The sequence below is a fragment of the Pseudomonas sp. S2_H10 genome (assembly GCF_054668285.1).
The window spans coordinates 65,912-89,374 of the sequence record NZ_CP162754.1; the positions used below are offsets into that span (position 1 = coordinate 65,912).

A 23,463-nucleotide genomic window follows, 5' to 3' on the forward strand; every position below is an offset into this window, starting at 1 on the left:
ACGAACAACAGGTAGCACCATGAATTTCCAACTGACCCAAGAACAAGAAATGTTGGTTGACTCGGTACGCAGCTTCGTCGAGAAGGAGCTGCTGCCCTATGAAGAGCAAGTCGACCGCGCCGACGAGGTGTCCCCGGAACTGGCCGCGCAGATTCGCGGCAAGGCGATTGCCGCCGGTTTCTACGCCTTCAACATGCCCGAGGAAGTGGGCGGTGGCGGCCTGGACTACCTGTCCCAGGCGCTGATCGAGCGTGAACTGTCGAAGGTCTCCTGGGCACTGCACGTGTTCGTCGCACGGCCGTCGAAAATCCTCATGGCCTGCACCGGCGACCAGATCAACGACTACCTGTTGCCGTGCATCCAGGGCGAGAAGATCGACTGCTTCGCCCTGACCGAACCGGGCGCTGGCTCCGATGCCAACGCGATCAAGACCCGCGCCGTGCGTGAAGGCGACGACTTCATTCTCAACGGCAGCAAGCACTTCATCAGCCACGCCGGCCATGCCGATTTCGCCATCGTCTTCGCCGTCACCGACACCTACGAGCACAACGGCAAAAAGCGCAACGCCGTGACCTCGTTCCTGGTCGACCGCAATACCCCGGGCATGACCATCCGCCGTGGCCCCAAGTGTGTGAGCAACCGTGGTTACCACACCTTCGAAATGTTCTTCGACGACTGCCGCGTGCCGGCCAGCAAAGTGCTGGGCGAAGTCGGCAAGGGTTGGGACGTGGCCAACGCCTGGCTGACCGCCGGGCGTGTGATGGTCGCGGCCAACTGCGTCGGTCAGGCCCAGCGTGCACTGGACGTGTCCTTGCAATGGGCGGCGGACCGTAAGCAATTCGGCCAGCCCATCGGTACCTACCAGGGCGTGTCGTTCAAATTGGCCGACATGGCCACGCAGATTCGCGCTGCTGAACTGCTGACCCTGCACACCGCCTGGAAAATGGACCAGGGCACCATGACCGATGGCGAGGCCGGCATGGCCAAGCTGTTCGCCAGTGAAGTGCTCGGCCGTACCGCCGATGAAGCGGTGCAGATCTTCGGCGGCATGGGCCTGATGGACGAAGGCCCGGTGGAGCGCATCTGGCGCAACGCGCGGATCGAGCGGATCTGGGAAGGCACTTCGGAAATCCAGCGCCACATCATTTCCCGCGAGCTGCTGCGGCCGCTGCTGCGCTGATCGGCCCGGAGAACTCCCATGTCCCAATCCATCCGTGACAACCTCAAACGCATGCTCGCGCCGCAACACGTGGCGTTCGTCGGCGGCCGCAGCATGGCCCGCGCCCTCAAGCGCTGTGCCGAAGGCGGCTACCAAGGGCAAATGTGGCTGATCAACCCGCAGCACGACAGCCTCGAAGGCGTGCCGTGCGTGCGCAGCGTGGCCGAGCTGCCTTGCGGCCCGGACGCCGTGTTCATCGCCACCAACCGCGAACTGACCCTGACCTGCGTCGCCGAACTGGCCGCCATCGGCGCGGGCGGGGCGATCTGCTATGCCTCGGGTTTTGCCGAGACCGGCGCCGAAGGCCAGGCCCTGCAACAGCAACTGCTCAAGGCCGCTGGCGACATGGCCTTGCTCGGCCCCAACTGCTACGGCCTGCTCGACTACCTGCACAGCTGCGCGCTGTGGCCGGTGGCGCACGGCGGCAAGGCGGTGGAGAAGGGCGTGGCGGTGCTGACCCAGAGCGGTAACTTCGCCTACAACCTGTCCATGAGCGACCGCTCGCTGCCGGTGGCCTACATGGCCTCGGTGGGCAACCAGGCGCAGCTGGGCGTGGCTGAATTGATGGACGTGTTGCTCGACGAGCCGCGTGTCACCGCCATCGGCCTGCACCTGGAGGGCCTGAAGAACGTGCCGGGTTTCGCCCGTGCCGCGCACAAGGCGCTGGAGAAAGGCATCCCGATCATTGCCCTGAAAACCGGCGTGTCGCAGATCGGCGCCGAACTGGCCTTGAGTCACACCAGTTCGCTGTCCGGTTCCGATGCGCTGTACGACGCGCTGTTCGATCGCCTCGGGGTGATCCGCGTCAGCGGTCCGGTGAGCTTTGTCGAAACCTTGAAGGCCGCGGCCTGCGGCAATCTGCCGGCGGGCAACAGCCTGATCGCGCTGGCCTGTTCCGGTGGTGACGCCGGGCTGATTGCCGACTACGCCGAACGCAACGAGCTGGGCCTGCCGAAGCTCGATCAAGGACAGGTCGGCGAACTCGCACAAGTGCTGCCCGGCTACGCCAACCTGGTTAACCCGCTGGACTTCACCACGGCGATCTGGGGTGATGGCGAAGCCTTGAACCGCATGCTCGACAGCGCGCTGCGCACCGAAGCCGACGCCGCGATGCTGGTGCTCGACTACCCGGCGCAGTTCACCGGCGAGCGCAAGGAGTGCGACCTGCTGCTGGAGCTGTTCTGCGCGGCACTGGTGCGCCACGGCAAGACCGGTTTTGTCACCTCGGCCTTCCCTGAATTGCTGCCGGCCCACGCCCGTGAGCGTCTGCACAGTCAGGGCGTCGCGGCGTTGCAAGGCGTCGAAGACGGCCTGGCTGCGTGGGGGCGCATCGCCGGTTATCAGCGCAATCGTCAGGCCTTGCTGGCCCTGGGTGAATCGGCGTTGGTGCCGCTGTGCCCGAGCGCGCTGGAAGGCGAAGGGCAGTTGCTCAATGAGTGGGATTCCAAACAGGCGCTGAGAGCCTTCGGTCTGCCCACGCCAAACGGTGTTTTGAGCACCCCGGATCAAGCCCTGGAAGACGCCGAAGCACTGGGCTATCCGCTGGTACTCAAAGCCGTCAGCGCACAGCTGCCGCACAAGACCGAGGCTGGCGCCGTGGCGTTGAATCTCAAGGACGGCGCAGCATTGAGCGCTGCACTGGAAAAGATGCGCGTCAGCATCGCCGCCTACGCACCGGGCGTGCCGTTCGATCAACTGCTGCTGGAGCCGATGGCCAAACCGCCACTGGCCGAGCTGATCGTCGGCATCAAGCGCGAAAACGATTTCGGCCTCGCGCTGGTGATTGGTGCCGGCGGCATTCTGGTGGAGTTGCTCAAGAACAGTCGCAGCCTGTTGCTGCCGACCACCGACGGCGCCATCCGCAATGCCTTGCTCGGCCTGCGCAGCGCGCCGCTGCTGCAAGGTTTCCGTGGCCGCGAACCTGCCGACCTGGACGCTCTGGTGACGGCGATCCGCGCCGTGGCCGACTACGCCTGCGAAAACGCCGCGCACGTGCTGGAACTCGATGTGAACCCATTGTTGGTCGGTGCCCAGGGCACCACTGCGGTCGATGCGTTGATTCGCCTCGGCCATGCGTGAGGACATGAACATGCAAAACAAAACCTTGACCGGTGGCCAGGCGCTGGTGCGCCTGCTGGCCAACTACGGTGTCGATACCGTGTTCGGCATCCCCGGCGTGCATACCCTTGAGCTGTATCGCGGCTTGCCCGGCAGTGGCATCCGTCACGTACTGACCCGCCATGAGCAGGGCGCCAGCTTCATGGCCGACGGCTATGCCCGGGTCAGCGGCAAGCCGGGCGTGTGCTTTGTCATCACCGGTCCCGGCGTGACCAACGCCGCCACCGGCATTGGCCAGGCCTACGCCGACTCGATTCCGATGCTGGTGATTTCCAGCGTCAACCACAGCGCCAGCCTCGGCAAGGGCTGGGGCAGCCTGCACGAGTGCCAGGATCAGCGCGCGATGACTGCACCGATCACTGCATTCTCCGCCGTGGCGCTGACCGCCGAAGACCTGCCGGAACTGATCGCCCGCGCCTACGCGGTGTTCGACAGCGAGCGGCCGCGCCCGGTGCACATCTCGGTGCCGCTGGACGTGCTGGCCGCGCCTATCGCCCGTGACTGGAGCAACGAAGTGGTGCGCCGTCCGGGGCGTGGCCCGGCATCCGCCACCGCGCTGGATGAAGCCGTGGCCAGACTCAACGCTGCGAAACGCCCGATGATCATCGCCGGTGGCGGTGCGCTGAATGCCACGGCTGAACTGAAAGACATCAGCACCCGACTGGCCGCGCCGCTGTTCACCAGCGTCGCCGGCAAGGGCCTGCTGCCGCCGGATGCACCTCTCCACGCCGGTTCATCCCTGTGTGTGGAACTTGGCTGGAACCTGATCGCCGAGGCCGACGTGGTGCTGGCGGTCGGCACCGAAATGGCCGACACCGACTTCTGGCGCGAACGCCTGCTGCTCAATGGCGAGTTGCTGCGCATCGACATCGACCCGCGCAAGTTCAACGACTTCTACCCCTGTGCAGTGGCGTTGCATGGCGATGCACAGCAAACCCTCAGCGGTTTGCTTGAGCGCCTGCCGAGCGACGTGCGCGATGCCAGCGCCGCGGTTGCCTCGGTCGCCGCCCTGCGTGAAGCGGTCAAGGCCAGCCATGGCCCGCTGCAGTCGATCCATCAGTCGATCCTCGACCGTATCGCCGCCGAGCTGCCGGACAACGCCTTCATCAGCACCGACATGACCCAGCTTGCGTATACGGGTAACTACGCCTTCGACAGCGCCGCCACCCGCAGCTGGTTGCATCCGACCGGCTACGGCACCCTGGGTTACGGCCTGCCGGCCGGCATCGGCGCCAAGTTCGGCGCGCCGCAACGGCCGGGCCTGGTGCTGGTCGGCGACGGCGGGTTCCTCTACACCGCGCAGGAGCTGGCGACCGCCGTCGAGGAACTGGACAGCCCGCTGGTGGTGCTGCTGTGGAACAACGACGCCCTGGGGCAGATCCGCGACGACATGCTCGGCCTGGACATCGAGCCCATCGGCGTGTTGCCGCGCAACCCGGATTTCGCCGCCCTCGCGCGTGCCTTCGGCTGCACCGTGAACCAGCCGCAAAGCCTGGCCGAGTTGCAGACCGACCTGCGCCATGGCTTCAAGCGCAACGGCGTGACACTGATCGAACTCAAGCATGCTTGCGCCTGTATTTGAAGGGGATGAAACCATGCGCTTTTCCGATCTGACTCAACGTATCGCCGGTGACGGCGCCGCCGCGTGGGATATTCACTACCGCGCCCTGGCAAAGCGCGAACAGGGCGAAGACATTTTGCTGTTGTCCGTGGGCGACCCGGATTTCGACACGCCACAGCCCATCGTGCAGGGCGCGATCGACAGTTTGCGCAGCGGCAACACCCATTACGCCGAGGTGCGCGGCAAGCGTGCCCTGCGCGAAGCCATCGCCAAGCGTCATCAGCAACGCAGCGGCCAGTCCGTTTCGGCGGATCAGGTCACTGTGCTGGCCGGGGCGCAATGTGCGCTGTTCAGCGTCGCCCAATGCGTGCTCAATCCCGGTGACGAAGTGATAGTCGCCGAACCGATGTACGTCACCTACGAAGCGGTGTTCGGTGCCTGCGGCGCCGTGGTGGTGCCGGTGCCGGTGCGCTCGGAAAACGGTTTCCGCGTGCTGCCCGAAGACGTCGCCGCACGCATCACTCCGCGTACCCGGGCGCTGGCACTGAACAGCCCGCACAACCCGTCCGGCGCCAGTCTGCCGCGCAGCACCTGGGCGGCTTTGGCTGAGTTGTGCATCGGCCACGACCTGTGGCTGATTTCCGATGAGGTCTACAGCGAATTGCTGTTCGAAGGCGAGCACGTCAGTCCGGCAAGCCTGCCGGGCATGGCCGAGCGCACCGCGACCCTCAACAGCCTGTCGAAATCCCACGCCATGACCGGTTGGCGCGTCGGCTGGGTGGTGGCGCCGCCGTCCCTGGCCGCGCACCTGGAAAACCTCGCGTTGTGCATGCTCTACGGTTCGCCGGATTTCATCCAGGACGCCGCCGTCATCGCCCTGGAAAGTAACCTGCCGGAACTCGAAGCCATGCGCGAAGCCTATCGCCAGCGTCGCGACCTGGTGTGCGACAGCCTGGCCGACTGCCCCGGCGTACGGGCGTTGAAACCCGATGGCGGCATGTTCGTGATGCTCGATATTCGCCAGACCGGGCTCAGCGCCCAGGCCTTTGCCGACCGTCTGCTGGATCACCACGGCGTGTCGGTCCTGGCGGGTGAGGCCTTCGGTCCGAGCGCGGCGGGGCACATCCGCCTCGGTCTGGTGGTCGGCACCGAACCCCTGCGCGATGCCTGCCAGCGCATTGCCCGTTGTGCTCAAGAATTGATGGAGGCCCAGGTTCATGCTTAATCACAAGACACTGTTCATTGATGGTCGCTGGCAAACCCCGTCGGGGCAGGGCATCGCCGAGGTGCTCAACCCGGCCACGGAAGAAGCCTGCGGCAGCGTGCCGCTGGGTGATGAACGCGATGTCGAAAACGCCGTGGCGGCTGCACGCCGGGCGTTCGACTCATGGTCGCGCACAGCGTCCAGCGTGCGTGCCGGTTACATCCGCGCACTGGCCGATCAATTGCGCAAGCGTGCCGATGAAATGGCTGCGGTCATCACCACGGAACTGGGCATGCCGGTGCAATGGTGCCGCTCGGTGCAGGTCGACGGACCGATCGCTGGCCTCGAGCAGTACGTCGAACTGGCTCATCTCATGGACGAAGTGCGCGAGGTCGGCAACTCGCTGGTGATCCGCGAGGCCGTGGGCGTGTGCGCGTTCATCAATCCGTGGAATTACCCGCTGCACCAGTTGATCGGCAAACTCGCCCCGGCCCTGGCCGCCGGTTGCACGGTGGTGGTCAAGCCGAGCCAGGAAACCCCGCTGCATGCCTTCCTGCTGGCGCAAATGATCGAGGACATCGGCCTGCCGGCCGGGGTGTTCAACCTGGTCAGCGGGCCGGGTTCGAAAGTCGGCGAAGCGCTGGCCAAGCACCCGGACGTGGACATGGTGTCGTTCACCGGTTCCACCGGCGCCGGCGTTCGCGTCGCGCAGGCGGCAGCACCTTCGGTCAAGCGCGTGTGCCTGGAACTGGGCGGCAAGTCGCCGCTGCTGATCGCCGAGGATGCGGACCTTGCCGCAGCGGTGCGCTACGGCGTGCAGGACGTGATGATCAACTCCGGCCAGACCTGCACCGCGCTGACCCGCATGTTGCTGCCCGCCAGTCGTTATGCCGAAGCGGTGGAACTGGCGTTGGCTGAAACCCTGAGCCTGCGCATGGGCGATCCGCTCGATGCGCAAAGTTTCCTCGGCCCGATGTGTTCGGCCGGGCAAAAACGCACCGTGCTCGACTACATCAAGGTCGGCCAACAGGAAGGCGCACGGCTGCTGTGCGGCGGTGATACGTCGTCGGCTTTCGAACGCGGGTTCTATGTCGACCCGACGCTGTTCGCCGATGTCGACAACCGCATGCGCATCGCCCAGGAAGAAATCTTCGGCCCGGTGCTGTGCCTGATCCCTTACGCCGATGAAGCGCAGGCGATCCGGATCGCCAACGACTCGCCGTTCGGCCTGTCCAGCGGCGTCTGGGCCGGCAGCGCCGAACGCGCCTTGCACCTGGGGCGGCAGCTGCGCGCCGGCCAGTGCTTCCTCAACGGTGCGGCATTCAATTATCAGGCGCCGTTCGGTGGCTACAAACAATCGGGCAATGGTCGCGAGTGGGGGGGAGAAGGGCTTAACGAGTTCGTCGAAGTGAAGGCGATCCAGGTGTGACGGCAGGCTATTCATACGTTGTATGCACCGGGCCCTGGCCCGGTGTCTTGCGTGGTTTTGAATTGAAATTCCATTAGCTTTTGATCAGGGGCAATGCAATGAGCGATAACAAAAACAAGATTACTCAAGCGAACCATGAATTCAGCTTCCCGCGTAGGGACTTCTTGAAGTACAGCGCTGCCGCGGCTGCCGTGGCCGGTGCGTTTTCCATGGGCCTGCCGTTCGGCGCCTTCGCCGAAGAGGCCACACCAAAACCGGGCGGCGTCCTGCGCCTTGGGTTGGCCGGTGGCAGCACTACCGACTCCAAGGATCCGGGCTCCTGGGCCGACACCTTCACCTTCGTCGGCTTCTCGGCGGTCTATAACACCCTGACCGAAATCGCCGTCGACGGCACCGCCATCCCCGAGCTGGCCGAAAGCTGGACCTCGACCCCGGACGCGCGCATCTGGACTTTCAAGATCCGTCAGGGCGTGACCTTCCACAACGGCAAGACCCTGACCGCCGACGATGTGGTCGCTTCGATCCAGCATCACCTCGGCGAGAAATCCACCTCGGCGGCCAAGACCGTGCTGGGCGACGTGGCCAAGGTCAGCGCCAACGGCAGCGACAGCGTGGTGTTCGAACTGCACTCGGGCAACGCCGATTTCTCCTATGTGGTCGCCGACTACCACCTGGCGATCATGCCGAGCAAGGACGGCGCGGCGGACTGGCAGGCCGGCGCCGGCACCGGTGGCTATCGCCTCAAGGACTTCGAACCGGGCGTGCGCATGACCCTGGAACGCAGTCCGGACTACTGGAAACCGGGCCGGGCGCATTTCGCCAGCGCCGAGCTGATTGCCATCGCCGACGGTGCGGCGCGGGTCAATGCGCTGGTCACCGGGCAAGTGGACGTGATCAACAAGGTCGACCTGAAGACCGTCGCGCTGCTCAAGCGCAACCCGAACCTGGTGATCGAAGAAACCAAGGGCGCCCAGCACTACACCTTCCCGATGCTCACCGACAGCCAGGTGTTCCTGAACAACGACGTGCGCCTGGCGATGAAGCACGCAATCAACCGCGAAACCCTGCTGGCCTCGGTGCTGCACGGTTACGGCCTGGTGGGCAACGACCACCCGATCCAGCCCGGCAGCCGCTTCATCAACACCGCGCTGGAGCAGCGCACCTACGACCCGGACAAGTCACGCTTCTACCTGAAAAAGGCCGGTCTGGATTCGCTCAAGGTCCGCCTGCAAGCCTCCGACGCGGCCTACACAGGCGCCGTGGACGCCTCGGTGCTGTTCAAGGAGCAGGCGCGTGCCGCCGGGATCGACATCGACGTCGTGCGCGAGCCAGCCGACGGCTTCTTCTCCAACGTGTGGATGAAGCAGCCCTTCACCACCTCGTTCTGGTACAGCAGCCTGACCGCCGACCGCATGTTCAGCATCGGCTACGCCAAGGGCGCGGCGTGGAACGAAACCCACTGGGACAACCCGCGTTTCAATCAACTGCTCAACGCTGCCCGCGGCGAGATGAACGACCCCCTGCGCCGCGAGATGTACAACGAAATGCAGGCGCTGTGTCGGGACGAGGGCGGGGCGATCGTGCCGCTGTTCGCCAGTTCCGTGGCGGCGCGCTCGAACAAGGTTGTGCATGGTGGGCAGACGGCGCCGTACGGCGAACTGGACGGCCTGCGGGTGATCGAGCGGTGGTGGCAGGCGTAATGCCCGGATCCATCAAACAATGAAGATCCCTGTGGGAGCGGGCTTGCCCGCGATGGCGCCGTAACAGTCGACATAGATGTTGGCTGACATACCGCTATCGCTGGCAAGCCAGCTCCCACAGTGGAATTTGCAATCTTCACCAGCGTGCCCACTTCAAGGAACTGCACGATGAGAAGTATTTTCAAACTGTTGGGGCAGCGCCTGGCCCTGGGCCTGCTGTCCCTGTTCGCCGTATCGGTGATCATTTTCCTCGCCGTCGGCATGCTCCCGGGCGATATCGCCCAGGCCATGCTCGGCCAGTCGGCCACCCCGGAAACCGTGGCCGCCTACCGCGCGCAACTGGGCCTGGACTTGCCGCCATTGACCCGCTTCGGCCACTGGATCTGGCAGTTGCTGCACGGTGATCTCGGGGTGTCGCTGGCCAACCAGCGGCCCATCGCCGATCTGGTCAGCTCGCGCCTGGGCAACACTTTCAGCCTCGCATTGCTGGCGGCGCTGGTGTCGGTGCCCCTGGCCTTGCTGCTGGGCATGCTCGCGGCGCTGTACCGCAACAGCTGGTTCGACCGCTTGCTCAACACCTCGGCCCTGAGCGCCGTGTCGTTCCCCGAGTTCTTCGTCGCCTACATCCTGATCCTGGTGTTCGCGGTGAAACTCAACTGGTTCCCGAGCATTTCCAACCTGGCGCCGGACGCTTCGTTGGGCACGATACTGGAGCGCTCGGTGTTGCCGGTGGCGACCCTCAGCCTGGTGGTGATCGCGCAGATGATGCGCATGACCCGCGCCTCCCTGATCAACCTGTTGGCCAGCCCCTACATCGAAATGGCCCGGCTCAAGGGCATCAGCCAGTCGCGGATCATCTTTCGCCACGCCTTGCCCAATGCCCTGGCACCGATCGTCAACGTGGTGGCGCTGAACCTGGCGTACCTGGTGGTCGGCGTGGTGGTGGTCGAAGTGGTGTTCGTTTATCCGGGGCTCGGCCAGTTGCTGGTGGACTCGGTGGCCAAGCGCGATATCCCGGTGGTGCAGGCCTGCAGCCTGATCTTCGCCGCGACCTACATCCTGCTCAATACCAGTGCCGACGTGCTGTCGATTGCCAGCAACCCACGCCTGATGCATCCGAAGGGGTAGACCATGAGCCTGTTGAAACAAGTGTGGCGGGCGCCCCTGAGCGCCAAGTTCGGTTTGTCGATGATCGTGCTGTACGTGCTGGTGGCGGTGTTCGCGCCGGTATTGGCGCCGTTCGGCGAAACCCAGGTGGTGGGCGGGGGCTTTGAACCCTGGGGCGGACAGTTCCTGTTGGGCACCGATAACCTCGGGCGCGACATGTTCAGCCGCCTGGTCTACGGCGCACGCAACACCCTGGGCATTGCCTTCCTGACCACGGTGCTGGCGTTTCTGCTCGGTGGCTTGAGTGGCCTGGTCGCGGCGATCAAGGGCGGTTGGGTCGATCAGGGATTGTCGCGGGTGGTGGACATCCTGATGGCCATTCCGCAACTGATCTTTGCCTTGCTGATCCTCAGCGTGGTCGGCACCACGGCGACCTCGCTGGTGCTGGTGATTGCGCTGCTGGATGCGACCCGGGTGTTTCGCCTGTCCCGTGCCGTGGCGATGAACGTGGTGGTGCAGGACTTCGTCGAAGCCGCACGCCTGCGCGGTGAAGGCCTGTGGTGGCTGGTGACCCGCGAGGTGCTGCCGAACGCGGCGGCACCATTGATTGCCGAGTTCGGCCTGCGCTTCTGCTTCGTGTTCCTGTTCATCAGTGCGCTGTCGTTCCTTGGCCTGGGCATCCAGCCGCCCACCGCCGACTGGGGCAGCATGGTGCGCGACAACGCCGTGCTGATCACTTTCGGCGACATCAGCCCGTTGCTGCCCGCCCTGGCCGTGGCCTTGATCACGGTCAGCGTCAATTTCGTCGTCGACTGGATGCTGCACAAATCCAGCGGCCTCAAGGAGTGCTGAACATGACGACTTCGAAACCTTGCTGGAAATCCGCGACCTGCACATCGAAGGCCATTACGAAGACGCCTGGCATCCGTTGATCAAGGGCATCGACCTGACCCTGCAGCGGGGCGAAGTGTTGGGGCTGATCGGCGAGTCCGGCGCGGGCAAGTCGACCCTCGGCCTCTCGGCCATGGGCTACACCCGCGACGGCTGCCGGATCACTGGCGGCTCGGTGCGTTTCGACGGCATCGACTTGCTCAAGGCCAAACCCGAAGCCTTGCGCAAACTGCGCGGCTTGCGCATCGCCTATGTCGCACAGAGCGCGGCGGCCTCGTTCAACCCGGCCCACCGACTGATCGACCAGCACGTCGAAACCGCCGTGAAGAACGGCGGCATGAGCCGCGATCAAGCGATGAAAGAAGCCGTCGAGTTGTATCGCGTGCTGCGTCTGCCCAATCCCGAAACCATCGGCCAGCGCTATCCGCACCAGGTCTCCGGCGGCCAGTTGCAGCGGGTGATGACTGCCATGGCCATGGCCTGTCACCCGGACCTGATCATCTTCGACGAGCCGACCACCGCGCTGGACGTCACCACCCAGATCGAAGTGCTGGCGGCCATTCGCGATGCGGTAGCCACCTACGGGAGCGCGGCGATCTACATCAGCCACGACCTGGCGGTGGTGGCGCAGATGGCCGACCGCATCATGGTGCTGCGCCACGGCAAACTGGTGGAAGAGGCCGAAACGCGCAAGATGCTCGGCGACCCGCAGGAGGACTACACCAAGTCGCTGTGGGCGGTGCGCAGTTTCCGCACCGAACCCAAGGCCCGCCCGCAACAGGAACAACCGCTACTGGAGTTGCGCAACAGCTGCGCCAGTTATGGCCAGCAACCGGTGCTGCACGACGTTTCGCTGAAGCTGTATCGCGGCCAGACCCTCGCGGTGATCGGCGAATCCGGCAGCGGCAAAAGCTCCACTGCGCGCTTGATCACCGGATTGCTGCCGCCGACTTACGGCCAGGTACTGTACGACGGTGAACCCTTGCCGGCGGACTTTCGTCAACGCAGCAAGGAACAACTGCGGCGCATCCAGATGATCTATCAGATCCCCGACACGGCGCTGAACCCGCGTCAGCGCATTGTCGACATCATCGGCCGGCCGTTGACGTTCTACCTCGGCCTCAAGGGCAAGGCCATGCGCGCCCGGGTTGCCGAGCTGCTGGAGATGATCGAACTCGACCCGGCGACCTTCATGGAGCGTCAGCCCCGGGAGCTGTCCGGCGGGCAGAAACAACGCATCTGCATCGCCCGGGCCCTGGCGGCCGAACCGCAACTGATCATCTGCGACGAAGTGACCTCGGCCCTCGACCAACTGGTGGCCGAAGGCGTACTCAAACTGCTCAATCGCATCCAGCAGCAACTGGGTGTCGCCTACCTGTTCATCACCCACGATGTTGCTACAGTGCGGGCGATTGCCGATGAGGTATTGGTGATGCAACGGGGCAAGGTGGTCGATCACGGCTCGCGCAGCCAGATCTTCACTCCGCCGCATCAGGACTACACCGGGCTGCTGTTTTCTTCCGAACCGCAAATGGACCCCGACTGGCTCGACCGCTTGCTGGCCACGCGCGCTACTTCACCTTCAACCGATTCGCTGGAACAAGTCTAAGGAACCACCATGAAAGTACTGATCGTCCACGCTCACCCGGAGCCGCAATCCTTCACCTCCGCCCTGCGCGACCAGGCCGTTGCCAGCCTCCAGGCCCAGGGCCACGAAGTGCAGGTCAGCGACCTGTACAAAATGAACTGGAACCCGGTGGCCAGCGACGCCGACTTCTCGAACCGGGAAAACCCCGAGTACCTGGTCTATGCCCTGGAACAACGCCTGGGCGCGAAGAGCCAGTCACTGGCGGCGGACATCCAGGCCGAGCTGGACAAACTGCTGTGGGCCGACCTGCTGATCCTCAACTTCCCGATTTTCTGGTTCTCCGCCCCGGCCATGCTCAAGGGCTGGATCGACCGGGTGCTGGTGTCCGGCATCTGCTACGGCGGCAAACGCTTCTACGACCAGGGCGGCCTGGCCGGCAAGAAAGCGCTGGTGACCGTGACCCTGGGTGGTCGTGAGCACATGTTTGGCGAAGGCGCGATTCATGGGCCGCTGGAGGACATGCTGCGGCCGATCCTGCGCGGCACGCTGGCCTATGTTGGGTTCGATGTGCTGGAACCCTTCGTGGCCTGGCACGTGCCGTACATCAGTGAAGAGGCGCGCCAGCAATTTCTGGTCGACTACGACCAGCGGTTGCAGCACCTGAGCGACGACCAACCGCTGGTATTCCCGAAGCTGGCGCAGTTCGATGACAAGCTCTATCCGCTGACCACCAACGCCTGATCAGCGCCTACAGGTGGAAATCGGGCCCACCGTCGGTCAGTAACCGGGTGGCTGAGCGGGGCTGATCTAAACTCCTTTTGGGGGTCATCCGGAGGTCATCATGAAAAGGTTTTCACCGCTCAGCTTATGTATCGCCCTGTCGGTTTTCAGTGCCCCGGGATGGGCGCAAACGGTGGTGCCGATGAAAGGTCAGAGTTCGCAACAAACCCAGACCGACATCAACGAATGCAACAGCATCGCCGCCAGTCAGAGTGCCTCGACGGCTTCCACGCCTTCGGGCGGCAGGGTCAAGGGCGCTGCTGTCGGGGCCGCCGCCGGCGCGGCAGGGGCACAGGTGCGCGGCAATCAGCATGACGAAGCTTATGATCGTGTCGACGATGACAGGAAGCAGGACTATCGCCAGGACCGTGCCAAACAGACCGCCGCGGCCGGGATGGTGGTCGGTGGTTCGCGTCAGCGCCAGGAACGCCGGGCGGACGAGAAAACCACCCAGGCGAATACCTCGTCGGCTTACAGCAGCTGTCTGCAGGGCAAGGGTTATCAGGTCAATCCTTGAATCGGGTACCCAACACACTGTGGGAGCGAGCTTGCTCGCGATGGCTGCGGCACATTTGACATACCAGTGTCTGACCCACCGCTATCGCGAGCAAGCTCGCTCCCACAGGGGGCTTCAGTGTTTTCCGAGTCCGGTTAGTTGCCGGCTTTCTGTTGTTTGAGCCACTGTCGCGGGCTGACGCCAAACCAGCGCTGGAAGGCTCGGCTGAAGGCGCTCTGGTTGGCATAACCGAGCACTTCGGTCAGTTGCATCAGGGTCATGTCGGACTCTTCGAGGTAGCGCAGGGTCATGGTCTGCCGGGTGTCGTCCAGCAACGTCTGGAACGAGGTGCCTTGCTCGGCGAGATGGCGTTGCAGGGAACGCGGGCTCAGGCGCATGAAGTCGGCGATGTAGTCGATGGTCACCCGGCCGCTCGGCAGGAAACTGCGCAACAGGCGCTGGATATGGCTGGGCAACTGGTGGCTGTGCAGGCGGCTGGCATTGTCCAGGTGCTGCTGCATGAGCCGGTGCAACGCCGGGTCGGCATCGGTCAGCGAGACGTTCAACAGATTGACGTCGAACATCCAGGCATCGAAAGCGCTGTTGAACCGCGGGGCCACGCCGAGCAAACGACGGTAGCGCGCCGGATTGACGGCCGGCGCATGCTGGAACATCGCCACGGCCGGCTGCCAGCGGCTGCCAAGCAAGGTGCGCATCAACTGATGCCCGACCCCCACCACCAATTCACTGACCTGGCGGCCGCCGGGCAGGTTTTGCGCTTCGGTGGCGTAGTAGAGCAGGGCGTGATCGTCCGCCCGGTGCACCGCGACATCACCATAGTTGTCGTGCACGTGAAAATAGTGCCCGAGGTCGCGCAGGGCATCGCCGACACACTTGGCATTGCGCATCAGGTAGAGCAGGGACCCGAAGATCCCCACGCCCTGGTACAGGCCGAACTCAAGGCCGAACAGCGGGTTATCGCTGGCTTTGCTGGCCAGCTCCAGCACCAGTGCGAAGCGGTGGAAGGAAATCAGCGCGTCCGGATTGTCCAGCACATCCCTGGCCAGGCCGGCTTCGCGCAGCAGCTCGGCGGGGTTGAGGTGCTGGCTGCGGGCGAATTCATGGAAGCCGTGAAGTGATGACGCACGGGTGAGGTAAGTCATGTCGAAGGGTCTGCCTGTTTTGCGGGTTGGCCCGGCTGCGGGCCATTTCCAGGTTGAATCAGAAACGCCAGGTCACGCCGCCGCCGATGATATGCAGGGCGCTGTCGGGGTAGGTGCCCGACAGGGTTTCGCCTGAACGCTTGCGCTGCTGCACGTCCATGTCGCCGAGCCAGACCAGCGTGTAGCTGAGGTTGACGTCCATGTCCTCGGCGAGCTTGTAGTTGAGCCCGGTCGCCAGGCGCCAGGTCTCGTTCATCGGGTTGTCCACAGTGCGGTCCTTGTCCTTGACCGCAGAGCTGTCGTAGGCCACGCCCATGTTCCAGCGCAGTTTCGGGCTGAGCTGGTTCTGCGCGCCGAAGGACAGGTGCCAGGTGTCCTGGTACTGGCGGCTGACAGTGCCCGAAGGCGATCCGCCCGCCGTGTCCACCGAGACGCCGATGTCGCCGAAATCACTCCAGTCCTGCCAGTTCGCCGTACCCAGCAGCGTCCACTGATCGTTGAGCTGGTGGGCCACGCTCAGGGTCAGCGTCTGCGGAATGTTCATGTCGAGTTCGAGGTTGTTGGCTTGCACACCGGACAGCGCCTGCTGGAGCAGCGGATTCTGGATGCCCTTGGCTTGCGGTGAATCCTCGAAGTCGAGTTTGACCTTGCTGGTGTAGGCCAGGCCGAGCGTGGTGCGCGCATCCAGTTGGTAGCGCAGGCCCAGGTTCAGGCCGACACCGGTGGTGGTGTCCTTGTACTTGAGTTGGCCATCCTGCTTGAACGGGCTGACCGGTAGCAGGGCGTTGTTGTCGACCGCCATTTCGGTGTTGTAGTAGCCGTAGACCAGGCGCGGGCCGATGCCGAACGACAGGTCGTCGTTGATCTTGTAGGCGAAGGTCGGCTGCATCGAGACGCCGAGCAGGGTCGACTTCTGCGTGAAGTAGCGCCCGGCCCAGTCATCGCCGTAATCCACGCTCAGGCCGAAGTTGCCGTACAGGCCGAAACCGATGCTGGCGCGGTCGTTGACGGCATGGCTGATGAAGAAGCTGCTGCCCGGCAGGATCGGCAGCGGGTTGCCGCCTTCATTGCCGGAAAAGTCATTGCCGCTGTCGCGCTCAAAGCCCAGGTCGCCGAGGACTGCCTGGCCGTTGAGGCTGACCTGGGTGCCCTCAAGGGCGGCGATGCCGGCGGGGTTGGTCATCAGCACGCTGGGGTCGCTGGCCAGCGCCGCCGAACCGGCGTTGGCCAGCCCGGCGCCTTCCTGGCCGACCTCGTAGAGCTGGATGCCGCCGGCCAAAGCCTGGGTTGCGTTGCCGGCAAGGGCGAGGAGGATCAAGGGGTGAATCGATTTCATCAGGGCGTTCCTGGTCATTGCGCTGCTTGTGGACCCCTTGTAGGAGCGAGCCTGCTCGCGATGGACTCAAGAGCGCCGCGTTCTGTCAGTCAGCACGCGTAATCGTTGACGACCATCGCGAGCAGGCTCGCTCCCACAGGGGCAGCAGGATTAGTTGTTTTGCGGACCCGGCACCAGCGGTGGTGGTGCCCAGTCGCCTTTGATCAGCGCATCCGAAGGCCCGTAGGCACGGAGGGTCAGGGCGAATTCACCCAGCGGCGCGGGCAGCCAGTTGCCCACTTTGTCTTCGGTCGGGCGCTGGTGCTGGATGTACAGGGTCAGCGAACCGTCGGCGTTGTATTTCAGGTCCTTGTTCTTGGTGCCGGTCGAGTAGCGCTTGATCTCGTTGGCGGCAAAGAAGTGCAGCGGGTCATACAGGGTCAGCGACCAGAAACCCGATACCGGTGGCGTCTGCCCGGCCGGGAAGGTCAGGGTGTAGCTGCGCTCGCCACTCAGGCGCTGGCCGTCGCCGTCCTCTTCGCGGAACAGGTAGGTGGTTTCCCTGGCGTGGTTCTCGAAGATGTTGGATTTGGCAATCGCCAGCCGTGTCAGGTAATCGGTGCCGAAGGCGGCGTTGTTGAATGGACGATTCCAGCCATTGGCGATGCGCACGCCATTGCGGCTCAAATAGAACAACGGATCGACGATGTCTTTCTCGCTTTGCTGCGCGCTGTCTTGCAGCACTTTGGCGATCGCCGGGTCGGCTTCGCCAGCGGCAATCAGCGCACGGAACTGTGCATACAACGACTCTTCGCCGGGCAGCGGCGGCACTTCGGCCAGCACGCGCTTCAATTGCGCAAAAAAACGCTCGGGCGTGACCCATCGGGTTTCACCCGCCGGTTTGTCGGCGGCGGCCTTGGGCAGCGGCAACCGGGGCAGGTGTTTCCAGTCGATGGTTTTGATCTTGCCGTCGAACGTCGACAGCGGGTACATGGCGATCTGGTTGAGCAGCGGCTGGATCGCCTCGCGGTCCTGGGCGGTATCGGCCATGAACACGCGCGGGATCACTACGCCGGTGTTGGTCGGCGAACGCAGCACGGCCTCGACACCGGCCGGTTTTTCGCCTGTCCAGTCCGGGCCGACGATCAGGTAGAAACCCGGTTGGGTGCCGTAGATCTTCGCCACCCGGGCAAAGCTGTCGGTGCGCTGGTCGGCCAGTTCGAACATCCAGAAACGCTCGCCGAAGTCCGGCACTTGCAGGATCACCGGCGCTTTATCCAGCGCCAGGGCGCCGAAACCGTAGACCACGTCCTGATTGGGATGGGCGACGATGCGGATGTCCGGGTCGATGTAGTCCGACAGCATCGCCAACTGGTTGACCGGCGCGACCGGTGTCGGGCCGAGCAGGCCGATGGTCGGCACCTGCTCGTACATCATGCGCCGGGTTTGCAGGTTCACCAGCGGCCAGCCCCAGGCATAGGCCATTTGCGCCACGGCGCGGGCGTAGCCGGGTGTCATCACGGTGTTGGCCACCGGGCCTGCGGGAGCCACGGTTTCGTTGGCGCTGGCCGGCAGGGCCAGCAGCAGGCCGCTCACGGCCAATGCAGTGAGGGTCATGCGCACGAATGGCGGGGGGCTGAGCTTATTCAACGGCTTGTACCTGTGGCAGTTCATATTTGCCCTCGAGGACTTGGCCTTTCGGCTGGTAGAGCCGCAGGATCATGTAGAACGGCCCTTTGGGTGCCGGCAGCCAGTTGGCCGCGAATTCGCCTTCGGGCTTGTCGGCCTGCAACGGCACTTCGAACGATCCGTCGGCGCGCACTTTCAAGCCCCGGGTATCAGAGCCGAGCTTGTAGCGGGCGATGGGGTTGTCCACCAGCATCTTGTCCACGGCGTTGTAGACCGTCAGCGACCAGAAGGCATCGACCGGCGGTGCGCTCTTGAAGCGCAGCACGTAGCGCTTGGCACCGCTGAGCTGCTCGCCCTTGGCGTCCGTGGAACGCAGCGGATACATCGCTTCTTTCTCGCCCTGGCCGCCCAGGTACGGGCCGGAGACCAGCGCGCGCAACGGGTAGTTGGTGCCGAAGTGGTCAAGCCCGGTGGCCCAGGCCCAGCCATTGCGCTGGGTCGCTGCGGTGGCCAGTGCCGACACCGCGACCTTCGGGCCGTCCGCCAGGGCGCGCAGCAGCCCGGCTTTCTGTGGTGGCGAAAGCCGCGCTGGATCGAAACCCTTGGCGGTCAGGCCGAAGCGGGCGAACTGGGCGAACAGCGCCTCGTCGCGCGGGGCCGGCGGATTGTCCTTGAGCGCCGCCGCCAGCTCGCGGAAGAAGTCCAGGCCGTCGTCGCTCGCTGCCGGCAGGGGCGCCAGGGCTTGCGCCTTGGGCTGGTAGTCGCGGTTGTCGCGTTGCGACAGCGGACGCAAGGTGAATTGCTGCTGCAAGGCATGCAGTGGCGCCAGGTCTTCGCCGTCCTTGACGTGCAGGCGACCCCAGAGCCAGACCTTTTTGGTGCTGACATCCAGGCGCTTGAGGCCTTCCGGCAATGTGCCCTGCCAGCCCGGCGGGACCAGGACGTAGTCCCCGGCCGCCGTGCCGGTGGTGCGGCGGCCGACGTAATGCTCCAGCTCCTGCCACATGTTGAACACGTCGACCACGTAGTAGCGGTCGGCGGTGTCGGGCACGTGCAGCACGTAAGGCTCATCGAGTTGCACCACCGCGCTCAGGTACAGCGTGTCGTTGTTGGCGGTCGGCATGTCCTTGGCCGCCGGCGTGGCCAGCGCTTGCGCCCAGCCCAGCTGATTGAGCGGGGCACGGTAGCTGGTGGCGGGGCGCGGGCTCGGCACTGAGCTGTAGTCGCGCATCACGCGCTCCATGCGCACCAGCGGATAACCCCAGACATAGGCGTTGATGCCGTTGGCGTAGGCGTCGGCTTCAAGGCCGGCGACGATGTTTTCCTGGCTGGTGGGCATGCTCAACAGCGCATCGGCTTGACCCTGGGCGAAAACGCTGGCGCCGGGAAGTCCGGCGCCAAGCAGGGCGGTGGCGAGGGCGCAGCGCAGCCATACGGTTTTTTTCGACATGAACGTTCTCCCGTGCGCCCGGCGGACGCCCCGATGGGGGCGCCCGCTGTCGCACGTGCTGACAGTGATGAGAAGGAGGGTGTTGCGTCAGTTCGCCATCGAGGCCATGCCGATCCCGCCCGCACCTTTCTGCGACGGCGGGAAGTCCTTCATGCTCTTGGCGAAGGCCTGCATGTACGGCGCGATGATCGGGATGATCCAGCTGCGCTGTTGCTGCCAGCGGAAATGGTCGCCGGCTTCAGGCGAGCGCTCGTACGGATCGACCTTGATGTCGATGACCAGGCCGCCCGGGATCTTCTTCGCATCCTCCATCCACTTGTCCTTCACCGCGGTGTGGATTTTCCACTGGTCGACACGCACGGCGTTCATGTTGGTTTCGGCAAAAAAGAAGAACTCGTGGCGGTTCGACTTGCCGTCGGGTTTGGTCAGCATGTCCAACTGGTTGTAGCCGTCCAGGTGGTTCTTGAAGGTTTTGCCGTCGACCTCAAGGCCGGTCAGCAGTTTTTCCTTTACATCCGCTTGACCCACCGCCGCCATCAGGGTCGGCACCCAGTCTTCGGAGGTCATGAACTCACCCGTCCAGGTGTTGGGCTTGATGTTGCCCGGCCAGCGCACCAGCATCGGCACACGGAAACCGCCGTCCCATGTCAGGCCCTTTTCACCACGGAACGAAGCCGCGCCGGAGTCCGGCCAGTGGGACAGGTTGACCCCGTTGTCGGAGGTAAACAGCACGATGGTGTTTTGCGCCAGCCCCTGGTCATCCAGGCTTTTCAGCAGTTTGCCCACCAGCGAGTCGAGCTGCAGGATGGCGTCGGTGTATTCGGTATGGCCGCTCTTGCCCAGCCACTCGTCACTGACGTGGATCTTCTGGTGCATGCGCGACGGGTTGTACCAAAGGAAGAACGGCTTGTCGGCGGCTTTCTGCTTTTTGATCCAGTCAATCGACAGGTCGGTGAACTGGTCGTCGACGCTCTTCATGCGCTCGATGGTCAGCGGGCCTTCGTCGGTGATCTTCTGCTTGCCGACACGCCCCCAGCGCGGATCGACGGTGGCGTCGTCGGTCGTGGTCGCGACGGAATGGATCATGTTGCGCGGAATGCCGGGGAAGTTCGGGTCCTTGGGGAAGTTGGTCATCTCGGCGATCTCCATCACGTTCAGGTGATAGAGAAAGCCGAAGAACTCGTCGAAACCATGGGCGGTCGGCAGGTATTCGTTGCGGTCGCCGATGTGCGACTTGCCGAACATGCCGGTGGCATAGCCCTGGGCCTTGAGCAACTGGGCCAGGGTCACGTCGCTGTCCTGGATGCCGACTTTCGCTCCCGGCTGGCCCACGGCGGTCAGGCCGGTGCGGATCGGATACTGGCCGGTGATGAACGCCGCTCGGCCGGCGGTGCAGCTCGGTTGCGCGTAGTAGTCCGAGACCATCATGCCTTCCTGGGCGAGGCGGTCGATGTTCGGCGTCTTCACGGCGCCAAGCCCACGGTTGTAGGCCGAGACGTCCATGGGGGCCATGTCGTCGATCATGATCACGACGATGTTGGGCTTTTCCGCAGCCTGGGAAACGCCCATCGCCGCGAGGCTCAGGCCGATGCCCAGCAGGGCAGTTCGAATCAAGTGCATGTTGAATTCCTGTTCAAGCGCGCGATGGCAAACCGCTGGGAGTGTGGTTCACGATCTGTGGTTGCGCAAAAATGCGCGCGAGGGTTTTTCGGTTGGCTAGACGCCTCGGCGCGGCTGCAGCGAGCCGTGCCTGGCATGGCCGACGTAGAACGCCGGACGGGTGCCCGGGAACAGCCAGAACGGCGTCATCTCGGACGATGGAAAGACGTTCGGGAAGCGTGGGTCGCGTTTGGACGGCCCGGCGACGGTGGCTTCCTGAACCATGGAAATGTACTGGTCGACCGCGTTTTCCAGGGTGTTGCCGTTGATGATCACTTCGGTGCCGATCATCTTCGCGTAGTCGGCCACGCCGCTGGCCGTGGACAGCAATGGCGCATAGGCGTCGACGCTGACGCCGTTTTCGCTGGTCACCCACAGGCCTTCATCGGTGTGCACGACGATCGAGTGGTTGCCTTCGGTGTGCCCCGGGGTGTGCATCAGGGCCACGCCGTCACCGAGCATGATCGAACCGTCGAAGCACATCACCTCGTCTTCCGGCACGCCGGCGATGCCGCTCGGGCAATACCAGTCGGCCTGGTAGGGGTTGAGGTCCTTGGTCGACTCCCATTCGCGCCAGTGCACCAGCAATTTGGCGTTGGGGAACAGCCCGGGCTGCTTGTCCGTGCCCAGCCAGCGGCGGATGTCCTGGGTGTGCAGGTGGTCGTAGGTGATGTAGTCGATGTCTTCCGGGCGCAGGCCGATGCGCGCGAGGATTTCGGGCACGGTGTTCTGGCGGTCGATGAGGATCTTCGTCAGCCAGTTGGCCGTGCGGTCCTGCAGGCGACGGAAAAACGGGGTCTCACCGTTGCGCTCGTGGTCCGATGGCGAGACCAGCAGGGTCTTGACGCCCTGCGGGGTATCGAACTGCACGATGAACAAACGGTTCTGAATGTGCATGTACTCGACCAGGCGTTCGCGCGAGAAGGCGTTGCGCAGGCCATAACGAACCGGGTAGGGCACCTTGACCAGGTTGAACGATTCAAAATAACGGGCCTTGGGGCCCTTGAGCATGTCGGCGCGAAATTGCAGGGCGGCAAAACGGGTGTCTTCGACGCGCGCCTGTTGACCGGCAGCGGCACGGGAATCTTCGAAATGACGGATTTGTTCAAAAGCACTCATGCTGGTGGATCCTGTGTTTGTTGTTGTCAGGCATTGCCGCGAAGACTTCTGGCCAGGTTGCGATCGACGATCCAGCGCTGCAGCGACGTGCACTTGCGCGCCAGGGCGCGGATCAGGCGGGCCTTGAACCCCGGCGTGATCATGAATTGGCGACGCTGGATACCCCGCAGGATGCCCGCCACGGCCTGGTCGACGGTCAGTACCCCGGCGACCGAGTTGAGCGAGCGCGTGACGGGGCTGCCGTGCTGGCGTTCGTAGTCGAGCAGCGGGGTCTGGATTTCTCCCGGGCAGACCACCGACACATCGACGCCGCAGAGTTTCTGCTCGGCCCGCAGCACTTCGGCGAGGCCCACCACACCAAACTTGGAGGCGGCATAGGCCGACTGGGTGTAGCTGCCGACGATGCCGGCCAGGGACGCCATGAACACCAGATGCCCCTGGGGCGCCAGGTGCCTGAGGGCGCTGGCGGCGAAATTGCGGCTGCCGATCAGGTTGACGTTGATCACCTGGTGGAACGTCTCATAAGCGAGTTCGGTGAACAGCGCATTGCGCATCAGCCCGGCGCAGTTGAACGCCAGGTCCGCCGGGCCTTGCTGGGCATGGGCCTTGGCCATTGCGCTGTCCACCACGTCGGGAGCGGTGATGTCGGCCGGGTAGAACACCACCGATTGCCCCGGCTCGCGGCAAGCCTGTTTCAGGCGAACCAGCACCTGTTCGCTGATCTGCAAATCGAAGATCGCGACGCTGGAGCCCTGTGCGATCAAGGCCTGGGCAAACCCCAGCCCGATGCCGCTGCCACCGCCGGAAAGGTAGGTGACCTGAGGCGCGCGATACTTCCAGTTCGTCATGACGTGACCTGCCGAGTGAGGTTGAAGTGGAGCTTTACAGTGGCCACCAAGTTATCTTTTCGCGCCGCCTACAACTTGATAAATCACGAATGAAACTTGATGTATTACGAATATTTTGGGTGTTTACCCTGTAGGAGCCGGCTTGCTGGCGATAGCGTTCTCAAGGACGCCATCGCCGGCAAGCCGG

At 64.1% G+C, this 23,463-nt stretch carries 18 protein-coding genes; 11 read left to right on the forward strand and 7 right to left on the reverse strand.

Annotation, left to right across the window (positions count from 1 at the left end):
• Positions 1–19 precede the first annotated feature (19 nt).
• The 11 genes from AB4O16_RS00270 to AB4O16_RS00320 all read left to right on the forward strand — a co-directional run bounded on the left by AB4O16_RS00270 (position 20) and on the right by AB4O16_RS00320 (position 14,114).
• Positions 20–1,180, forward strand: coding sequence for an acyl-CoA dehydrogenase family protein (locus AB4O16_RS00270; protein WP_007981552.1), 1,161 nt, complete (start codon positions 20–22; stop codon positions 1,178–1,180).
• A gap of 18 nt (positions 1,181–1,198) precedes the next feature.
• Positions 1,199–3,298 carry an acetate--CoA ligase family protein gene (locus AB4O16_RS00275; RefSeq protein ID WP_460156678.1) on the forward strand — a complete coding sequence of 700 codons (2,100 nt, stop codon included), beginning with the start codon at positions 1,199–1,201 and terminating at the stop codon, positions 3,296–3,298.
• Between the two features lie 10 nt (positions 3,299–3,308).
• Entirely contained in the window at positions 3,309–4,919 is a 1,611-nt protein-coding gene (locus AB4O16_RS00280; RefSeq protein WP_460156679.1) for a 5-guanidino-2-oxopentanoate decarboxylase, read from the forward strand.
• Between the two features lie 13 nt (positions 4,920–4,932).
• On the forward strand, positions 4,933–6,123 hold the full coding sequence (locus AB4O16_RS00285; RefSeq protein ID WP_460156680.1) for a pyridoxal phosphate-dependent aminotransferase: 1,191 nt from the start codon (positions 4,933–4,935) through the stop codon (positions 6,121–6,123).
• Complete coding sequence (locus tag AB4O16_RS00290) at positions 6,116–7,531, forward strand: aldehyde dehydrogenase family protein (protein ID WP_460156681.1); 1,416 nt, start codon at positions 6,116–6,118, stop codon at positions 7,529–7,531. The genes AB4O16_RS00285 and AB4O16_RS00290 overlap by 8 nt, the downstream gene beginning before the upstream one ends.
• A 98-nt stretch (positions 7,532–7,629) precedes the next feature.
• On the forward strand, positions 7,630–9,231 hold the full coding sequence (locus AB4O16_RS00295) for an ABC transporter substrate-binding protein (RefSeq protein ID WP_460156682.1): 1,602 nt from the start codon (positions 7,630–7,632) through the stop codon (positions 9,229–9,231).
• Positions 9,232–9,399: 168 nt separating this feature from the next.
• Entirely contained in the window at positions 9,400–10,359 is a 960-nt protein-coding gene (locus AB4O16_RS00300; RefSeq protein WP_110661184.1) for an ABC transporter permease, read from the forward strand.
• 3 nt (positions 10,360–10,362) lie between these two features.
• Positions 10,363–11,190: an ABC transporter permease gene (locus AB4O16_RS00305; protein WP_160387490.1), complete on the forward strand. Its 828-nt coding sequence runs from the start codon at positions 10,363–10,365 to the stop codon at positions 11,188–11,190.
• A 19-nt stretch (positions 11,191–11,209) separates the two neighbouring features.
• Complete coding sequence (locus AB4O16_RS00310) at positions 11,210–12,838, forward strand: ABC transporter ATP-binding protein (RefSeq protein ID WP_460156683.1); 1,629 nt, start codon at positions 11,210–11,212, stop codon at positions 12,836–12,838.
• 9 nt (positions 12,839–12,847) lie between these two features.
• A complete protein-coding gene (locus AB4O16_RS00315; protein WP_460156684.1) occupies positions 12,848–13,558 on the forward strand; it encodes an NAD(P)H-dependent oxidoreductase in 711 nt (236 codons plus the stop codon).
• Positions 13,559–13,658: 100 nt separating this feature from the next.
• A complete protein-coding gene (locus tag AB4O16_RS00320) occupies positions 13,659–14,114 on the forward strand; it encodes a YMGG-like glycine zipper-containing protein (protein WP_160387496.1) in 456 nt (151 codons plus the stop codon).
• Positions 14,115–14,248: 134 nt separating this feature from the next.
• Here AB4O16_RS00320 and AB4O16_RS00325 read toward each other — a convergent pair whose 3' ends face one another.
• The 7 genes from AB4O16_RS00325 to AB4O16_RS00355 form a co-directional block, all read right to left on the reverse strand.
• Positions 14,249–15,256, reverse strand: coding sequence for an AraC family transcriptional regulator (locus AB4O16_RS00325; RefSeq protein ID WP_460156685.1), 1,008 nt, complete (start codon positions 15,254–15,256; stop codon positions 14,249–14,251).
• 58 nt (positions 15,257–15,314) lie between these two features.
• On the reverse strand, positions 15,315–16,592 hold the full coding sequence (locus AB4O16_RS00330; RefSeq protein ID WP_460156686.1) for an OmpP1/FadL family transporter: 1,278 nt from the start codon (positions 16,590–16,592) through the stop codon (positions 15,315–15,317).
• A 150-nt stretch (positions 16,593–16,742) separates the two neighbouring features.
• Positions 16,743–18,221 carry a DUF1254 domain-containing protein gene (locus tag AB4O16_RS00335; protein ID WP_460156687.1) on the reverse strand — a complete coding sequence of 493 codons (1,479 nt, stop codon included), beginning with the start codon at positions 18,219–18,221 and terminating at the stop codon, positions 16,743–16,745.
• Entirely contained in the window at positions 18,214–19,650 is a 1,437-nt protein-coding gene (locus AB4O16_RS00340; RefSeq protein WP_460156688.1) for a DUF1254 domain-containing protein, read from the reverse strand. The genes AB4O16_RS00335 and AB4O16_RS00340 overlap by 8 nt, the downstream gene beginning before the upstream one ends.
• Positions 19,651–19,737: 87 nt before the next feature.
• On the reverse strand, positions 19,738–21,270 hold the full coding sequence (locus tag AB4O16_RS00345; RefSeq protein ID WP_160387504.1) for an arylsulfatase: 1,533 nt from the start codon (positions 21,268–21,270) through the stop codon (positions 19,738–19,740).
• A gap of 96 nt (positions 21,271–21,366) precedes the next feature.
• Complete coding sequence (locus AB4O16_RS00350) at positions 21,367–22,428, reverse strand: MBL fold metallo-hydrolase (protein ID WP_460156689.1); 1,062 nt, start codon at positions 22,426–22,428, stop codon at positions 21,367–21,369.
• Positions 22,429–22,454: 26 nt separating this feature from the next.
• Positions 22,455–23,276, reverse strand: a complete 822-nt coding sequence (locus tag AB4O16_RS00355) for an SDR family NAD(P)-dependent oxidoreductase (RefSeq protein WP_160387508.1) — start codon at positions 23,274–23,276, stop codon at positions 22,455–22,457.
• Positions 23,277–23,463: the final 187 nt, after the last annotated feature.

Coding starts and splice junctions, on each gene's coding strand:
- AB4O16_RS00305 (WP_160387490.1), top strand. CDS start 10,363: ATGAGCCTGTTGAAACAAGTGTGGCGGGCGCCCCTGAGCGCCAAGTTC.
- AB4O16_RS00355 (WP_160387508.1), bottom strand. CDS start 23,276: ATGACGAACTGGAAGTATCGCGCGCCTCAGGTCACCTACCTTTCCGGC.
- AB4O16_RS00290 (WP_460156681.1), top strand. CDS start 6,116: ATGCTTAATCACAAGACACTGTTCATTGATGGTCGCTGGCAAACCCCG.
- AB4O16_RS00280 (WP_460156679.1), top strand. CDS start 3,309: ATGCAAAACAAAACCTTGACCGGTGGCCAGGCGCTGGTGCGCCTGCTG.
- AB4O16_RS00315 (WP_460156684.1), top strand. CDS start 12,848: ATGAAAGTACTGATCGTCCACGCTCACCCGGAGCCGCAATCCTTCACC.
- AB4O16_RS00275 (WP_460156678.1), top strand. CDS start 1,199: ATGTCCCAATCCATCCGTGACAACCTCAAACGCATGCTCGCGCCGCAA.
- AB4O16_RS00325 (WP_460156685.1), bottom strand. CDS start 15,256: ATGACTTACCTCACCCGTGCGTCATCACTTCACGGCTTCCATGAATTC.
- AB4O16_RS00350 (WP_460156689.1), bottom strand. CDS start 22,428: ATGAGTGCTTTTGAACAAATCCGTCATTTCGAAGATTCCCGTGCCGCT.
- AB4O16_RS00295 (WP_460156682.1), top strand. CDS start 7,630: ATGAGCGATAACAAAAACAAGATTACTCAAGCGAACCATGAATTCAGC.
- AB4O16_RS00330 (WP_460156686.1), bottom strand. CDS start 16,592: ATGAAATCGATTCACCCCTTGATCCTCCTCGCCCTTGCCGGCAACGCA.
- AB4O16_RS00300 (WP_110661184.1), top strand. CDS start 9,400: ATGAGAAGTATTTTCAAACTGTTGGGGCAGCGCCTGGCCCTGGGCCTG.
- AB4O16_RS00340 (WP_460156688.1), bottom strand. CDS start 19,650: ATGTCGAAAAAAACCGTATGGCTGCGCTGCGCCCTCGCCACCGCCCTG.
- AB4O16_RS00270 (WP_007981552.1), top strand. CDS start 20: ATGAATTTCCAACTGACCCAAGAACAAGAAATGTTGGTTGACTCGGTA.
- AB4O16_RS00285 (WP_460156680.1), top strand. CDS start 4,933: ATGCGCTTTTCCGATCTGACTCAACGTATCGCCGGTGACGGCGCCGCC.
- AB4O16_RS00320 (WP_160387496.1), top strand. CDS start 13,659: ATGAAAAGGTTTTCACCGCTCAGCTTATGTATCGCCCTGTCGGTTTTC.
- AB4O16_RS00345 (WP_160387504.1), bottom strand. CDS start 21,270: ATGCACTTGATTCGAACTGCCCTGCTGGGCATCGGCCTGAGCCTCGCG.